Below are 15,607 nucleotides of genomic sequence, written 5' to 3' on the forward strand. Positions count from 1 at the left end.
AGGCGATATCTGAAGATGCGAGTGTCACCCATGTGACTGAACTCGTTTGTTACCTATGTGGTTGTCTCCTACACCCCGGACATCCGGTTTTTCGCCTAGGCGAAAAATTCCCTCGCTCCAGCGAAGTTCCAGGGGCACGCTGCGAAGGGCCATCCCTGGCCCATCGCAGCTCTCGCGGCATCCATGCCGCTCAACCCCTGCAACTCCGCTTCCACTCGGCCTTCTGAACGGGGCATTCGGAGCGCGCGGATATTTCTCTGGAAGACTTCAGAGCCAAAGCCAAAGCCAAAGCCAAAGCCAAAGCCAAAGACGGAGAGGTAGCGCCGTTCTTCGTAGGACCGAGGGGGACGAACCGCACACCGACAGCGGCACGGCTGAATCGCTAGTCCTCGAACGCCTGCCGATACTCCCCCGGCGTTCCGCCCACCACCGACCTGAAGCGGTTGGCAAAGTGGCTGGCGCTGGAGAACCCGCAGGCCAGGGCCACCTGGCTCAGCGGCTGGCGGGTGTCGCGCAGCAGGCGTTGCGCCAGGGCCACGCGGCGGGCCAGGACGTATTGGTGCGGCGGCATGCCGAAGCTTTCGCGGAACATCCGCGCGAAGTGGTATTCCGACAGCGCCGTCTGCATCGCCAGCTCGCCCAGCGACAACGGCTGGTCCAGGCGCTGCTCGATGTAGTCGGCCACGCGCCGGCGCATGGACGGCGCCAGTCCGCCCTTGAGCTTCAGGCCTTCGCGCAGGCCGACCTGGTTCAGCAGCAGGTGATCGATCAGGTCATGGGCCAGGGTGCTGGTGCGGATGCGTTCGCCCGGCTCATGCCAGTCGAGCTTCACCAGCTGGCGGAAGCGCGCCGCCTGCTGCGGGTCGTCGAGGAAGGTGCGTTCGTGCAGCTGCAGTTCGCGCGGCTCGCGATCCAGCAGGCGGATGCAGCCGAGGGCGAACTGTTCCTGATCGATGTACAGGTGCGCCAGGCGGATGTCGCCGTTGACGATCCAGGCGGACTCGGCGCCCGCCGGCATCACGCAGAGTTTATCCGGCGCGCCGGTGGTGCCAGGGGCGCCACGGCGGAAGGTGCCGGTGCCGTCGTTCAGGTAGCAGGACAGCGTGTGATGGCTGGGAGCGTGGTAGTCGCGGGCATCGTGGCTATTGCTCCAGATCGCCGCGGACAGCCCGTCGCCCAGCTCCGCGCAACGCTCCAGGCGGGCGTTGGGCGAGGCGTTCATCGACTGGAAGACTTCGAGCTGCGAGATGGCTGACATGGATGTTCCTCTGTTGCCTTCACTCTACCCGCGCGGGCGCGCCTTGCCAGCCCGGTTGTCGCAATAAGCGCAAGAATCTGCAAGCCGGCGCCGGGGGCTGGCGGGAGACTGTTTCCATAGGATTTCCGGAGACCGCCATGAACCTCTCGCTCTACCTGCTCACCGTGCTTATCTGGGGCACGACCTGGATCGCCATCAAGCTGCAGGTCGGCGTGGTCGCCATTCCGCTGTCCATCGCTTACCGCTTCAGCCTGGCGGCGCTGGTGCTGTTCGCCCTGCTGCTGGTGTCGCGGCGCCTTCAGCCGCTGGGCCGGCGCGGGCAGGTGATCTGCTTCGCCCAGGGGCTGTGCCTGTTCTGCGTGAACTTCCTGTGCTTCTACACCGCCAGCCAGTGGATTCCCAGCGGGCTGGTGGCCGTGGTGTTCTCTACCGCCACGCTGTGGAACGCGCTGAATGCACGGATTTTCTTTGGCCAGCGCATCGCGCCCAACGTGCTCGGCGGAGGCGCATTCGGCCTGGCCGGGCTGGCGCTGCTGTTCTGGCCGGAGCTGTCCGGGCATCAGGCCACGCGGGAGACCTTCTACGGCCTGGGGTTGGCGCTGCTCGGCACGCTGTGCTTCTCGGCGGGCAACCTGTTGTCGAGCCTGCAACAGAAGGCCGGGCTGCGGCCGCTGTCGACCAACGCCTGGGGCATGCTCTATGGCTCGCTGATCCTGCTGGCGATCTGCCTGGTGCAGGGCGTGCCGCTGGCTTTCGACAGCAGCCCGCAGTACGTCTGGTCGCTGCTGTACCTGGCGATTCCCGGTTCGGTAATCGGCTTCACCGCCTATCTGACGCTGGTCGGGCGCATGGGGCCGGAGCGCGCGGCCTACTGCACCGTCCTGTTCCCGGTGGTGGCGCTGAATGTCTCGGCCTTCGCCGAGGGCTACCAGTGGAGCCTGCCGGCGCTGGCCGGGCTGGGTCTGGTGATGGTCGGCAACGTGCTGGTATTCCGCAAGCCGAGGCCGGTGTTGCAGCCGGCGCGTGCGTGATGGCCCTTGTAGGAGCGAGCTTGCTCGCGAACCGCCCCGCAGCGGGGGTCGTTCGCGAGCAAGCTCGCTCCTACGAAAAGCGCATCAGGCCTTCCAGGCCTGCGGATTGACCAGGTTCTTCGGCCGTTCGCCGCGCAGGGCGGCTTCGAAGTTGTCCAGCGCGCACTCGGCCATGGCCTGACGGGTTTCATGGGTGGCCGAGCCGATGTGCGGCAGGGTCACGGCGTTGGGCAGAGCGAACAGCGGCGACTCGGCCAGCGGTTCCTTCTCGTAGACGTCCAGGCCGGCGGCGAGAATGCGCTTCTCCTGCAGCGCTTCCACCAGCGCAGCCTCGTCGATCACCTGGCCGCGGGCGATGTTCACCAGGATGCCGGTGGGCTTCATCAGCTCCAGCTCGCGCTTGCCGATCAGCTTGCGGGTCTTGTCCGACAGCGGCACCACCACGCAGACGAAGTCCGCCTCGCCCAGCAGTTCCTCGAAGCCGCAGAAGCGCGCGCCGAACTCCTGTTCCAGCTCCGGCTTGCGGCTGTTGCCGTGGTAGAGGATGTCCATGTTGAAGCCGAAGTGGCCGCGGCGGGCGATGGCGGCGCCGATGCGGCCCAGGCCGAGGATGCCGAGCTTCTTGCCGTGCACGTCGACGCCGAAGTGCTGGGCGTCCACGGTGCGCTTCCACTCGCCGGCCTTGGTCCAGGCGTCCAGTTCGGCGGTGCGCCGGGCCGCGGCCATGATCAGGGCAAAGCCGAGGTCGGCGGTGGTTTCGGTGAGCACGTCCGGGGTGTTGGTCAGCGGGATGCCGCGCTGATTCAGGTAACTCAGGTCGTAGTTGTCGTAGCCCACCGAGACGCTGGAAATGACCTCCAGCTGCGTGGCCTGGGCCAGTTGCTTCTCGCCCAGCGGGCGACCGACGCCGATCATGCCGTGGGTGGTCGGCAGGGCGGCGGCCAGCTGCGCGTCGACGTCGCCCTGCCTGGGGTCGAGGACGGTGACGTTGAACTGGCTGCGCAGGCGGTCGAGGTGTTCCGCGGCAAGGCGGCTGAAGACGAAGACGTTCTTTTTCATGGCTCTCGGACGGCTGGGAGACGGAGGGGGCTTAACCCTACCATTGCCGGGCCAGAGCGGCGCAAGGCTGGTGTGCGCGCCGGGCGATTATCGAACGCGAGGTGGTATGCGGCGGGGAGGAAGATGGGTTCGCGGGCAAGCTCACTGAACACCGGGGTAGGGAGTTACACAGTGAGCTTGCCCGCGAAACGCGGCGAAAAGGGCGGTCAGGGTCCCACATCGGCGAGGCCGGCGCCATCGGCCTGGAGCACGCCGGGCAGATTTTCCCGTAGATACGCGACCCAGGTCTTGATCTTCGCGTCCAGGTACTGGCGCGACGGGTACAGCGCGTAGACGTTGAGGATCTGCAGCTTGTAGTGCGGCAGCACGCGCACCAGCGAGCCGTCGCGCAGGCCGTCGATGGCCGAGTAGACGGGCAGGGCGCTGATGCCCATGCCCGAGCCGATGGCCTCGGTCATGGCGTCGCCGACGTTCACCTGGAAGGGCGAGGGGCCGAGGGTGATCATTTCCTGGCCGTTGGGGCCGTCGAACAGCCACTTGTCCAGCGGCAGCACCGGGCTGATCAGGCGCAGGCAGTCATGCTCCATCAGCTCGGAAGGGGTCTTCGGCGTGCCGCGCCGGGCCAGGTAGTCGGGCGAGGCGCAGAGGATGCTGTAGGTCTCGCCGATGCGCTGCGACACCAGGCCCGAGTCGGGCAGTTCCGAGGCGACCACGATGGCCACGTCGAAGCCTTCGTCGAGCAGGTCCGGCACGCGGTTGGCCATGGTCAGCTCGAAGGTCACTTCCGGGTGCAGTTGGCGGTAGTTGGCGATGGCGCGGATCACGTAGTGCTGGCCGATACCGGTCATCGAGTGCACGCGCAGGCGGCCGGCGGGGCGGGCGTGGGCGTCGCTGGCCTCGGCTTCGGCTTCCTCGACATAGGCAAGAATCTGTTCGCAACGCAGCAGGTAACGCTGGCCGGCCTCGGTGAGGGCGATGCGCCGGGTGGTGCGGTTGAGCAGGCGGGTCCGCAGGTGGGACTCCAGATTGGCGACCGCGCGGGATACGTACGCGGTGGTGGTGTTCAGCTGTTGCGCGGCGGCGGTGAAACTGCCGGTTTCCGCGACACAGGCGAACGCACGCATGGTCTGCAGTGTGTCCATTGGGGCCTCGTCAGTGGGGCGTCTGTCCCGGGTGGCGACGTCAAATAAGCGATACGTCGTCGCCGGCGGCATGTCCTTGATGGGGGGCAATGCGCGGAGCAGAGCGGGAGCGGCCTATTGTCACATGGATGAAAACACATATTGTTTCATTTTTGGTAATAAACAATCACAAATCAGCCGGCTTATCCGTTCCCTTTCCCGTCCCTAGAATTCAATCGCCGCAATTGGCTCTACGCACTCTACTAAGCTGAACACACTCCTACCTTCCAGGGCTCTCACTGTGTCGCGTCACCTCGTGAAAGGACTGACGTTCGTCGGCTCCTTTGTCATTTTTTCAACAATCGCCGGATGTATCAGCACCGACGGCATCGCCCCGCAGGAACAGCGCCTGGGCGACACCGAGCTGGCCACCGACGCCGCCATCGCGCACGCCAACCAGGAAGCTGGCTGGCCGGCCGAGCAGTGGTGGCGCGCCTATGGCGATCCGCAGTTGAATGCCTGGGTGCAGACCGCGCTGGAAGGCAGCCCGACCCTGGCCCAGGCCGAGGCACGGGTGCGCATGGCGATGGCCATGGCCGGCATCGCCGAGTCCGCCGAGTCGCCGCAGATCGGCGTGGATGCCTCGCTGACCCGCCACCGCTGGCCGACCGACTACTTCTACGGTCCCGGCGACCTGGCCGACAGCACCACCTTCAATAACAACGCCGCCCTGGGCTTCAGCTACTCGCTGGACCTCTGGGGCCGCGAGCGCAGCAACACCGAGCGCTACGTCAACATCGCCAAGATGACCGCCGCCGAGGCGCGCATGGCCCAGCTGGAGCTGGAGGGCAACATCGTTCGCGCCTACATCCAGCTGTCGCTGCAGTACGCCAAGCTGGATATCGGCAAGGCCATGCTGGCCCAGCAACAGGGCATCCTGGCCCTGGCCCAGCGCCGTCTCGACGGTGGCATCGGCACGCATTTCGAAGTCAGCCAGGCGGAAGTCCCGCTGCCGGAAACCGAGCGCAAGATCGAAGCGGTGGACGAGGAAATCCAGCTCACCCGCAACCAGATCGCCGCCCTGGCCGGCAAAGGCCCCGGCGCCGGCGCCTCGATCCAGCGTCCGAGCCTGAAGCTCGCCGAAGGTCCGGGCCTGCCCAGCAAGCTGCCGATGGAATTGCTCGGCCACCGCCCGGACGTGGTCGCCAGCCGCTGGAAGGTCGCCGCGCAAGCCAAGGGTGTGGATGTCGCCCGCGCCGAGTTCTACCCCAACGTCGACCTGGTCGCGAGCATCGGCTACAGCGCCGTCGGCGGCGGCGTGCTGGAATTCCTCAACGCCGAGAAGTTCACCTATGGCGTCGGCCCGGCCATCTCCCTGCCGATCTTCGACGGCGGTCGCCGCCGCTCGCAGCTGAGCCAGGAATCTGCCGGCTACGACGCCGCCGTGGCGCAGTACAACCAGACGCTGATCAATGCCCTCAAGGGCATTTCCGACCAGTTGATCCGCATGCACTCCATGCAGCTGCAGGAAGGCTTCGCCGCCAAGTCCGTGGCCTCGGCCCAGCGCACCTACGACATCGCCACCAAGGCCTACCGTGGCGGCCTGACCGATTACCTCAACGTGCTCAACGCGCAGTCCCGCCTGTTCCAGCAGCAACTGGTGGAGCAGCAGGTGCGCGCCGCGCGCCTGGCCACCCATGCCGGCCTGGCCGTTGCCCTGGGCGGCGGCCTGATGGACAAGCAGGAAGGCCCGAAAGAGGCGAAGATGGTCCCCGAGACCGTCGGCGTCCGCGCGGCCGGCGAGCGCTGAGATGGCCGGCGAGCCCTCTTCGTACAACGGCAGCACCGCCACCCGCCAGCTGGCGCCGCTGGACGCGCTGCGTCGCGCGCTGCTGGAGTGGGGGCGCAGTGATGGCGTCACCTGGGTGTACATCGCCAAGGTGCTGCTTGCCGCGCTGCTGACCCTGTGGCTGGCGATGCGCCTGGAACTGCCGCAGCCGAGCACGGCGACCATCACCGTGTTCATCGTCATGCAGCCGCAGAGCGGCCAGGTGTTCGCCAAGAGCTTCTACCGGATTCTCGGCAGCCTGGTCGGGCTGAGCGTGATGGTCGCGCTGATCGCCATCTTCGCCCAGCAGCGCGAGCTGTTCCTGCTCGTCTCGGCGCTGTGGATCGGCCTGTGCACCGTCGGCGCCGCACGCTACCGCGACTTCCGCTCCTACGCTTGCGTGCTCGCCGGCTACACCGCCACGCTGATCGGCCTGCCCGCCACCCTGCACCCGGAGGCCGCGTTCATGTCGGCGATCTGGCGCGTGCTGGAAATCAGCCTCGGCATCCTCTGCTCCATGGTGGTCAGCGCCACGCTGTTCCCGCAGACCTCCAGCACCGCCATGCGCAGTGCGCTGTACCAGCGTTTCGGCGCCTTCGCCAGCTTCGTCCTGGACAACCTCGGCGGCGGCGAGCGGCCGAAGTTCGAGGCCGCCAACGTCGCCTTCGCCGCCCAGGCCGTGGGTCTGGAAGCGCTGCGCAGCGCTACCCGTTTCGAAGACCCGCACATGCGCCTGCGCTCCGGCCGCCTGTCGCGCCTGAACAACGAGTTCATGGTCCTCACTACCCGCTACCACGCGCTGCACCAGCTGCTCTCGCGTCTGCGGGCACATGAGGCGGATGCCGTGCTGCGCGCGTTGCAGCCGTGCCTCGACGAACTGGCCCAGGTGCTCGCCCCGTGGCGCGGCGAGTCGGTCACCGACCGCGACGCCGAGCGCCTCGCCGCCCAGCTGGAAAGCCACCGTACGCGGATGATGCAGTGCATCCGCGCCGGCCGCGCGCAACTGCTCGCCGAGCAGGACGAGCCGTCCGCGCTGATGGATTTCAACACCGCCGGCGAGCTGCTCTACCGCCTGGCTGACGACCTCTACAACTACGCCCTGACCCACGCCTCCCTGGCCGCACACAAGCACGAGCGGGAGAACTGGAAGCACGGCTTCTCGCCCAAGGCCAACCTGGTCGCCTCGCTGGTGGCGGGTGGGCGAACCGCGTTGATGGTGCTGGTATTCGGCATCTTCTGGATCGAGACCGCCTGGCCCAGCGGCAGCACCTTCGTGCTCAACGCCGCCGCCGTCGCTGCACTGGTGTCGGCCGCTCCGGACCCGGCGAAGATGGCCATGCAGATGGCCGTGGGCACCTTCTTTGCGGCGATTCTCGGCTTCTCCGAAACCTTCTTCGTGTTCCCGCACCTGGACGGCTTCCCGCTGCTGGCCTTCGCCCTGGCGCCGGTATTCGCGCTGGGCGCGTTCCTCTCGGTCAAACCCAAGTACGCCGGCTACGGCCTGGGCCTGCTGGTGTTCTTCAGCTTCGGCGCGATCCCGGCGAATCTCACCGTCTATGATCCGGGCCGCATGCTCAACGAGTACATCTCCCTGGTGCTGTCGCAAAGCCTGGCCGCCGTGGTCGCCGCGGTGATCATGCCGCCCACCAGCGCCTGGCTGTGGCGCCGCCTGGAGAAGGACCTGCGCCTGCGCGTGGTGGAAGCCATCAGCGGCAAGCTGGACGGCCTGGTCTCGTCCTTCGAAAGCGGCACCCGCGACCTGCTCAACCAGGCCTATGGTGTCTCTGCACGCAGCCCGCAGATGCAGCGCCGCCTGGTGCGCTGGACCTTCGTGGTGCTGGAAGTCGGCCATTCGATCATCGAGCTGCGCGTGGAGCAGGAGAACCTGCCGAACGAGCCCTGTTACGCCGAGTCGACGCCCTGGCGGCAGTCGATCCGCACCATGGGCCGCGCGCTGATCCGCCTGTTCGTCAAGCCTTGCGAGGCCAACCGCGAGCGCGCCCTGGCTGCCGTCGAGCAGGCCATCGATTGCGTGAAGAGCACCGACGAGCCGCGCGCCCCGGACTTCGAAAGCTCGCCGCTGCGCCGCGTGCTCAGCTACCTGCACTTCATCCGCAGCAGCCTGCTTGACCCGCAGTCGCCGCTGCGCGATGGCGAAACCACCTCTGGAAGCCCGACCCATGCTGCCTGACCTGCCCCGCGAGATCGCCTTCCACGGGGTCTACATGCCGACCCTGACCCTGATGTTCCTGGTTGCCGCGCTGATCTGCTGGGGCATCGACCGGATCTTCGCCTCCATCGGCCTGTACCGCTACACCTGGCACCCGGCGCTGTTCCGCGTGTGCCTGTTCGCCTGCCTGTTCGGCGGCCTGTCTCTCACTATCTACAAGTAACGAGCGTGCACCCATGACTCTCAAATCCATCATCAGCCTGCTGGCGACCCTGATCATCCTGGCGGTCGCCGCGCTGATCGGCCGCGCCCTCTGGGTGAACTACATGGATACGCCCTGGACCCGCGACGGCCGGGTGCGCGCCGACATCATCAACGTCGCCGCCGACGTCTCCGGCGTGGTGGTCGACGTGCCGGTGCGCGACAACCAGCAGGTGAAGAAGGGCGACCTGTTGATGCAGATCGACCCGGACCACTACCAGATCGCCGTGAAGCAGGCCGAAGCAGCCGTCGCCTCGCGCAAGGCCACCCTGCAGATGCGCCAGCTCAACGCCAAGCGCCGCCGGGCCATGGACGAGGAAGTGGTCTCGCGCGAGAGCCTGGACGACGCCAGCAACACCGCCGCCGCCTCCGAAGCCGACTACCAGCAGGCCCTGGCTGCGCTCGACGCCGCCAAGCTGAACCTGGAACGCACTCAGGTGCGCGCCTCGGTGGACGGCTACGTGACCAACCTCAACGTGCACCGTGGCGATTACGCCCGTGTCGGCGAGGCGAAGATGGCCGTGGTCGACGAGAACTCCTACTGGATCTACGGCTACTTCGAAGAGACCAAGCTGCCGCACATCCGCGTCGGCGACCCGGCCGAGCTGCAACTGATGAGCGGCGAGCGCCTGAAGGGCCATGTCGAGAGCATCGCCCGCGCCATCTACGACCGCGACAACCCGGAGAGCCGCGAGCTGGTGGCCGACGTCAACCCGACCTTCAACTGGGTGCGCCTGGCCCAGCGCGTGCCGGTCCGCATCCACATCGACGAAGTGCCGGAAGGCGTGCTGCTGGCAGCGGGCATCACTGCCACCGTGATCGTCAACCCCGAGAGCCGCAACGCGGAACACTCCGATGGCGCGGCCGCGACAGCGCAGTGAGCTGATCGGGTGAATGAAAACGGGAGCTGCGGCTCCCGTTTCCTTTTGTACGGTCGGTTTTACACCACGCCGGCCGCAGCACCGCGCTCCGGTACCCCGGCGATCTCCAACGCCCGATGCAGGGTGGGCAGGATGTTCCGGTGGCCGATGATGCGGGCCACGTTGTGGCGCTTCATGTCGGCCCGCAGGAAGCGGTTGGCGCGGCCGAACACCAGGGTCACACCCTGTTTGCGCAGGCATTCGCACAGGTCGGCCAGCGAACGGGCGGCGGAGTAGTCCAGCCCGGTAATCGCACCGGCATCGACGACGAACCAGCGCAACCCGGCTGGCGCCCGTTCCACCAGCGCGATGACCTGCCGGGTGAAGAAGGTGTCGTTGGCGTAGAACAGGTCGGCGCCGAAGCGATAGACGATCAGCCCGGGCGCCGTCTGTTTGCCGAACTGTACCGGCACCGGTAGCCAGCGGCCGTTGGCGTCCGGCTCCAGCATCAGGGTGTGCGGGCGGTAGCTGCGGCGTACGTGGTGCACCAGCGACAGCGCCATGGCCAGCAGGATGCCCTGCTCGACCCCCACCAGCACCACGGTGGCCGCAGTGAGCAGGGCCATGCGGAACTCCAGCGGACTTTCCGTGCGCATGGCCAGCAGGGTCTGCACATCGATCAGGCCGACCGCGATGGTGAAGACCACGGCGGCCAGTACGCAGTGCGGCAGATACTGCAACCACTGGAAGAGAAGCAGCGCCACGAGGGCCACTATCAGGGCGAAGCTCAGTTGCGCCACCTGGCTGCGCGAGCCGGCCTGCTCGGCCATGGCCGTCTGGGTCGGGCTGCCGTTGACCACGAATGCGCCGCTGAAGGCCGCTGCCGTGTTGGCCGCCGCCAGCCCGAGGATGTTGGCGTTCTCGTCGTCGTGCTCGCGGTGCCGGTCGGCATAGACGCGGGCGGCCGCCGAGCTCTGGGCGAGGATCATGATGAAACAGGCCCCGGCGACCGGCAGCAACTCCTGGATCTCGCGCCAGCTCAGCGCGGGGAGCGAGAGGCTCGGCAGACCACCGGCAATCGGGCCGAGCACGCTGATACCGTGCCCGGCAAAGTCGAAGGCGGCACTGGCGGCGATGCAGCCGACCATGGCCAGGAGCGGGATCGGCCAGCGTGGCAGCCAGTACCTGGCCGCCAGCAGCAGTACCACCAGCGAGACGGCGATAGCGGCGGTAGGGAGGTGGGTCTGGTTGAGATGGCCGGCGAGGAACACCGTCTTCTCAGCGACCGGCGAGGAGGGGACGACGATACCCAGCATGTCGCCGCCCATCGACAACGCCACCTGTACACCGACGCCAGCCAGAAACCCGGTCAGTGCCGTGCGCGACAGGAAGTCGGCGAGAAAGCCCAGCCTGAGCAGCCGGGCGATCAGCAGCATGCCGGCGGTCAGCAGCGCCACCGTGCCGGCCAGGGCGATGTACTGCGGGCTGCCGATGGGGGCCAGGCCGGCGAGATGGCCGGAGAAGATGGTGGCGGTGGCCGAATCCGCCGCGACTACCAGATGCCGCGAGGCGCCGAAGCAGGCGAAGGCCAGCAGCGGCAGCAGTGCGGTATAGAGCCCGGTGACCGCCGGCATGCCGGCGATGCGCGCGTAACCGAGCAGTTGGGGAATATCCATCGCCGCCAGCGAGATACCGGCCAGCGCATCGCGCAGTGCGCCCTTGCGGGTGAGGGGAAGGATGCCCTGGAGCAGTTTCACGGGAGATGCCATGGGTGCCATGCCTGGAATGCGGTGGGGCATTCGAGCAACCGTGGCGAGCGGCGAACAGGGGGCGACTTCCCAAGGGCCTATCGGAGTCTTCGCGGCAATCCGTCAGGCGTCACCGCGCTGGCGATTCTTGTAGCTGCCGCGAATGTTCATCGCCGCCAGGCACAGTTGCAGCAGCACCAGCGCATAGGCCTTGGCCGGGATGCCCCAGGCGATCCACAGTGCGTTGCTGGCGAGGAATACCCAGAAGCCGATCTCACGCCGCTTGCGGTCGCGGGAGCCGACCAGCCAGGCGGCAAGGACGGTGACCAGCATGGCTGGCCATTGCAGCAGGTCGATCAGCTCGTTCATCGGCGGTCGGGCTCAGGCGGGTGTCCTGAACTCAGACCAGTCCTGGCGCGGCAAAGTGCGGACGAACTGGATAGCCGTCGAGCAGCGCGTTGGCCTTCTCCGCGTCCAGTTCGCCATTGAACGGTACGCCCAGCGCCTGGCGGTGGATGCCGGTGGATGCCAGCCAGAGGGTGTCGATGCGTGCGGCCAGGGCGCCGGGGACGTCGGTCACCAGCGAATCACCGACGAACAGGATGTGCTTCGCGCCGCGTGCCTCCAGCTGCCGCTGGGCAATGCGGAAGGCCGACGGATCGGGCTTGCCGTACCAGTGCACGCTGCCACCCTCTTCGGCAAAGGCTTCGGCCAGGCGGCCGGCGCCGAACACCGTCTGGCCGCCGGAAACCACCACGCGGTCCGGGTTCGCGCACAAGAACGGCTTGTCGGTGGCGCCGCGCAGCGGGGCAAAGCGTTCTTCCAGTTCGTTCTGCGGGAAGCTGCCGACACCCAGGATCAGCGACGCGGCATGGATGTCGTCGCAGAAGCGCTCGCGGATTTCCGCCGGCCAGGTGGTCAGGGCATCGCCCACGCCGACGGTGTAGATGCCGCCGCGCTGGAATTCGCGTTCATGGGTGAAGGCGTCGATGGCCAACTGGCCGGAGGTGGTGATGCCGGCGAACAGCTCGCGGGAGACGCCCAGGCGCACCAGGGTGTCGGCCATCTCCGGGACGCTGCGCGAGGCGTTGCTGAGGAACCACACCGGCTTGCCTTCGGCGGCGCGACGGGCCAGCCAGTCGAGGGCGCCGGGGAACACATCGACACCGTCGATCAGCACGCCCCAGAGGTCGAGCAGAAAGCCGTCGTAGTCGGCGCAGAAGGCATCCAGGCCGGCGTGGTCGATGTAGCGGGTGTGGGTGACGGCGCTGAAGCGGGAGCTGGTCATGGCGGGCCTGGGCAACGGTGGGATTGCGCCCACGTTAGCGCACTCACGCCATGACCGTGTGACAGTTGCGCCGATCAGTGCGCCGGGTGCGGCGGGCGTTCCTCGCCGAAGGTGTCTGCCAGCCAGCCCTTGAGATGGCAGGTGGAGAGCGCCGAGGTGCTGCATTCGCCGCTGGCCAGGGCTTGCTGCAGCTTGCCGATGTCGGCTTTCTGCACGTAGGCGATGGCGTCGGTCATGTCGTCCTCGGTGCCGTAGCCGCCTTCGACCATCTCCTTGAGCGCGTCCTCCTTGCTCCAGCCCTGGATCACCGTGCGGTACATGGCGGCGAACAGGCCGGTGCGGTCGCGCCCGTGCTTGCAGTGCATCAGCACCGGGCCTTTCTGCTCTGCCTGTTGCAGGATGCGCAGGACTTTCAGCACGTCGGCATCATCGACCCGGTCGGCGTGGGTGGGGAAGCTCACGGCATCGATGGTCTGCTGGCCGATCCACTCGCGGTCGTCGTCCTTGATGAAGCTCACCACGGTCTTTACCTGCAGGCGCTGCAGCTCGGGCAGGTCGTCCTTGCCGGGCAGGGCGCTGCGGTAGAGCGTCGGCGACATCTGGTAGAGGTTGAACGACTTGTCCACCGGCCTGGCCCAGTCGGCCGGGGTGTCGCCGGCGGCCAGGGCGAGCGGGCCGAATGTCAGCAGGGCGGCGGCGATGGCGCCACGGAGAATCGGGGGCAGGGACATGGGGACTCCTCTAAGGTCGCGTCACCTTAGGCGGAGCCCGGTTGTGCCCGGATGAAATGCAGGTGAAGAAAGCGTGAAGCCTGCTCAGCGCCGGTCGGCGGGGAGGAAGCGCACCAGCACGGTGGGACGGAAGAACCACCAGACGCACAGCGGGTAGCACAGGTAGTTGAGCGCATAGATCAGCAGCGCCGCCGGGCTCGGGGTGTTCTGCCAGGCTGCCATGCCCACCAGGATGGCGTAGAGCAGCGCCAGCCCGCCGCCGTACAGCGCGATCAGCCGCCAGCGCTCGCCGGTCTGCGCCAGGCGCTTGTGCCGGCGGGCGAACCAGAAGGCCATGGCGGCGGCGATCACTGCGGCCACCAGCAGGGTCGCCGGCACACCACCGATTCGCAGCAGTCCGCGGGCCACCACGTTGAGGAAGAAGGCGGCGAGGATGCCGGCGAGGGCGAGGTAGCGAACCTGATAAGTCATCAGAGTTGCCCGTCGAGGCCGAAACGTTTCTTCAGCACCTTGTCCAGCAGGCCGGTGGGCACCCAGCGCGAAAGCAGCGGCAGGGCGCGGCTGCCATTGCCGATGCGCACCAGGTGCGGACGCGGGGACTTCTGCGCGGCGGCCAGCAGTGCGCGGGCGAAGTCGCCGGCGGGCGTGGGTTTGTCCTGGGAGGCCGCGGCGCGCGCCTGAATGAATTTACGCAGCGGCCACCAGGCGGAATCCTCGCTGACCACCGCGGCCATCTCGCGGCTGGCGTTGGCGCCGAAGTTGGAGGCGATGGCGCCGGGCTGCACTTCCATCACCTCGATGCCGAAGGGTGCCAGCTCCAGGCGCAGGGCGTCGTTGAGCGCGTGCACTGCGGCTTTCGAGGCGCAGTAGGCGCCGGCGAAGGGGGTGACCAGCACGCCGGAGACGCTGCCGATGTTCACCACCAGCCCGCGCCGTGCGCGCAGTGCCGGGAACAGTGCGCGGGTGACGCCGACCACGGCGAACACGTTGGTTTCGAACTGCCGGCGGATCGCCTGGCTGCCACCGTCCAGCAGCGGGCCCATGGCGCCGTAGCCGGCGTTGTTGATCAGCACATCGAGGCCGCCGGCTTCGTGTTGCAGCCGCTCGGCGAGGCGCTCGACGGCGGGCTCGTCGTTGACGTCCAGCAGCACACCACGAAATCCCGCCTGGCCGAGGGCGGCGACATCTTCATCGCGGCGCGCGGTGGCCCAGACCTGGTAGCCGGCGCCCTGGAAGGCATCGGCGAGGGCGCGGCCGATACCGCTGGAGCATCCGGTGATGAGGGCGACGGGGTGGGGCATGGTCTGGCGGTCCTTGGGCTGTGGGCGGGACTACCGTACCGGAATGTGCGGGGCAGGTGAATCAGTTGCCGAAGCGGCCGCTCACCCGCTCGGCGCGGAACTCCAGGGTACTGGCGCGGTAGCCGGGGCGCAGCGGCGGCAGCGGCAGGCAGTCGCTCCAGCTGTCGCCGGCCAGCAGCGCGCCGGGGCCACGGTAGCGCGGGGCTTCGTAGAGGTTTTCGGCGAGGTCGGTGGTGTCGCCGGGGCGGTAGGCGGCGACTTTCCAGCGCAGTTCCAGCAGCGGGCGCGAGGCGCCGTTCTTCAGGCTGACGGCCAGTGGACGGCCGGGCTGGCATTGGTCGGGCTGGTAGGCGATGCGCAGTTCCAGGTGCTGGAGTTGGCGGCTGTCGCTGTTGTCCTGCCAGATGGCGATGGCGATCACCGCGGCCAGTCCGACCAGCCCGGCGCCGGAGATCGGCAGGGCGCGGGAGGGGTAGCGGATCAGCAGGATGATCCAGGTGACGATCAGCAGGATGCCGTACAGCATGGAAAGCTCCGCGGGGGTATGGAGCATTACCTTAGCAGGCGGTGGGGTGGGGCGGGTTGATGTGGCGCGGCTGTTGCGGGAGCGAGCTTGCTCGCGAACCAGCCCAGCTGTCGAGGTATCGGCGGATAACCCGTTCCGGGTTATGCGCCCTACGTATTGCGCCCCTGTAGGAGCGGGCCATGCCCGCGATCCGTCGGCAGGGCCGGCGGTTGTCTTGGCTCTTGTGGTGTCGGTTTATGGTGCCTCGGCTTGGGTGTTCCGGCGCCGCTTCGGTGTGCGTTCGGGCTTCGTGTTTCGCCCCCTCGGGCGAGTTACTTTGGCAAACGCCCCAAAGTAACCAAAGGTCTTGCCCCGGTACGACTCACCCACATAGGTGACAGTTTTGTTCAGGCACATGGGTAACAGTTTCTAACCTGCAGGGGTCA

General features: G+C 67.4%; 15 protein-coding genes. 5 read left to right on the top strand and 10 right to left on the bottom strand.

Going from position 1 to position 15,607, the window contains the following annotated elements; all coding sequences use genetic code 11:
- Positions 1 to 382: 382 nt before the first annotated feature.
- Positions 383 to 1,258 (bottom strand): helix-turn-helix domain-containing protein, encoded by an 876-nt coding sequence (locus tag J2T47_RS29030; protein WP_253454223.1) that lies wholly within the window; start codon positions 1,256 to 1,258, stop codon positions 383 to 385.
- Positions 1,259 to 1,395: 137 nt separating this feature from the next.
- Here J2T47_RS29030 and J2T47_RS29035 point away from each other — a divergent pair, with 137 nt between their 5' ends.
- Entirely contained in the window at positions 1,396 to 2,289 is an 894-nt protein-coding gene (locus J2T47_RS29035) for a DMT family transporter (protein ID WP_253454225.1), read from the top strand.
- An 84-nt stretch (positions 2,290 to 2,373) separates the two neighbouring features.
- On the opposite strand, the gene J2T47_RS29040 is transcribed toward J2T47_RS29035, so the two are convergent.
- Together J2T47_RS29040 and J2T47_RS29045 are read right to left on the bottom strand one after the other, a co-directional pair.
- Positions 2,374 to 3,348 carry a 2-hydroxyacid dehydrogenase gene (locus tag J2T47_RS29040; protein WP_253454227.1) on the bottom strand — a complete coding sequence of 325 codons (975 nt, stop codon included), beginning with the start codon at positions 3,346 to 3,348 and terminating at the stop codon, positions 2,374 to 2,376.
- 206 nt (positions 3,349 to 3,554) lie between these two features.
- Entirely contained in the window at positions 3,555 to 4,490 is a 936-nt protein-coding gene (locus J2T47_RS29045; protein WP_253454229.1) for a LysR family transcriptional regulator, read from the bottom strand.
- A gap of 280 nt (positions 4,491 to 4,770) precedes the next feature.
- On the opposite strand from J2T47_RS29045, the gene J2T47_RS29050 reads away from it, so the two are divergent.
- Genes J2T47_RS29050 through J2T47_RS29065 form a run of 4 tightly spaced genes read left to right on the top strand, consistent with a single transcriptional unit; the run spans position 4,771 to position 9,609 of the window.
- On the top strand, positions 4,771 to 6,279 hold the full coding sequence (locus tag J2T47_RS29050) for an efflux transporter outer membrane subunit (RefSeq protein ID WP_437181026.1): 1,509 nt from the start codon (positions 4,771 to 4,773) through the stop codon (positions 6,277 to 6,279).
- 1 nt (position 6,280) lies between these two features.
- Positions 6,281 to 8,488, top strand: coding sequence for an FUSC family protein (locus tag J2T47_RS29055; protein WP_253454233.1), 2,208 nt, complete (start codon positions 6,281 to 6,283; stop codon positions 8,486 to 8,488).
- Position 8,489: 1 nt separating this feature from the next.
- Complete coding sequence (locus J2T47_RS29060) at positions 8,490 to 8,690, top strand: DUF1656 domain-containing protein (protein WP_253454252.1); 201 nt, start codon at positions 8,490 to 8,492, stop codon at positions 8,688 to 8,690.
- 13 nt (positions 8,691 to 8,703) lie between these two features.
- Positions 8,704 to 9,609, top strand: a complete 906-nt coding sequence (locus tag J2T47_RS29065) for an efflux RND transporter periplasmic adaptor subunit (RefSeq protein WP_253454236.1) — start codon at positions 8,704 to 8,706, stop codon at positions 9,607 to 9,609.
- A gap of 59 nt (positions 9,610 to 9,668) precedes the next feature.
- Here the strand turns inward: J2T47_RS29065 and J2T47_RS29070 are convergent, their stop codons facing one another.
- The 7 genes from J2T47_RS29070 to J2T47_RS29100 form a co-directional block, all read right to left on the bottom strand.
- Positions 9,669 to 11,345 (bottom strand): SulP family inorganic anion transporter, encoded by a 1,677-nt coding sequence (locus J2T47_RS29070; protein WP_253454238.1) that lies wholly within the window; start codon positions 11,343 to 11,345, stop codon positions 9,669 to 9,671.
- A gap of 114 nt (positions 11,346 to 11,459) precedes the next feature.
- Complete coding sequence (locus J2T47_RS29075; RefSeq protein WP_253454240.1) at positions 11,460 to 11,705, bottom strand: hypothetical protein; 246 nt, start codon at positions 11,703 to 11,705, stop codon at positions 11,460 to 11,462.
- Positions 11,706 to 11,736: 31 nt separating this feature from the next.
- Entirely contained in the window at positions 11,737 to 12,624 is an 888-nt protein-coding gene (locus J2T47_RS29080; RefSeq protein ID WP_253454242.1) for a TIGR01459 family HAD-type hydrolase, read from the bottom strand.
- Between the two features lie 74 nt (positions 12,625 to 12,698).
- Positions 12,699 to 13,355: a dual specificity protein phosphatase family protein gene (locus J2T47_RS29085; protein ID WP_253454244.1), complete on the bottom strand. Its 657-nt coding sequence runs from the start codon at positions 13,353 to 13,355 to the stop codon at positions 12,699 to 12,701.
- A gap of 84 nt (positions 13,356 to 13,439) precedes the next feature.
- Complete coding sequence (locus J2T47_RS29090) at positions 13,440 to 13,826, bottom strand: hypothetical protein (RefSeq protein WP_253454246.1); 387 nt, start codon at positions 13,824 to 13,826, stop codon at positions 13,440 to 13,442.
- Positions 13,826 to 14,656 (bottom strand): SDR family oxidoreductase, encoded by an 831-nt coding sequence (locus J2T47_RS29095; RefSeq protein ID WP_253454248.1) that lies wholly within the window; start codon positions 14,654 to 14,656, stop codon positions 13,826 to 13,828. Before J2T47_RS29095 ends, J2T47_RS29090 begins: the two co-directional genes overlap by 1 nt.
- A gap of 61 nt (positions 14,657 to 14,717) precedes the next feature.
- The gene (locus J2T47_RS29100) at positions 14,718 to 15,182 is read right to left on the bottom strand and encodes a multidrug transporter (protein ID WP_253454250.1); all 465 of its coding nucleotides are present in this window, start codon (positions 15,180 to 15,182) and stop codon (positions 14,718 to 14,720) included.
- Between the last annotated feature and the right edge of the window lie 425 nt (positions 15,183 to 15,607).

The sequence above is a fragment of the Pseudomonas nitroreducens genome (assembly GCF_024170165.1).
GTDB classification, from domain to species: domain Bacteria; phylum Pseudomonadota; class Gammaproteobacteria; order Pseudomonadales; family Pseudomonadaceae; genus Pseudomonas; species Pseudomonas nitroreducens_C.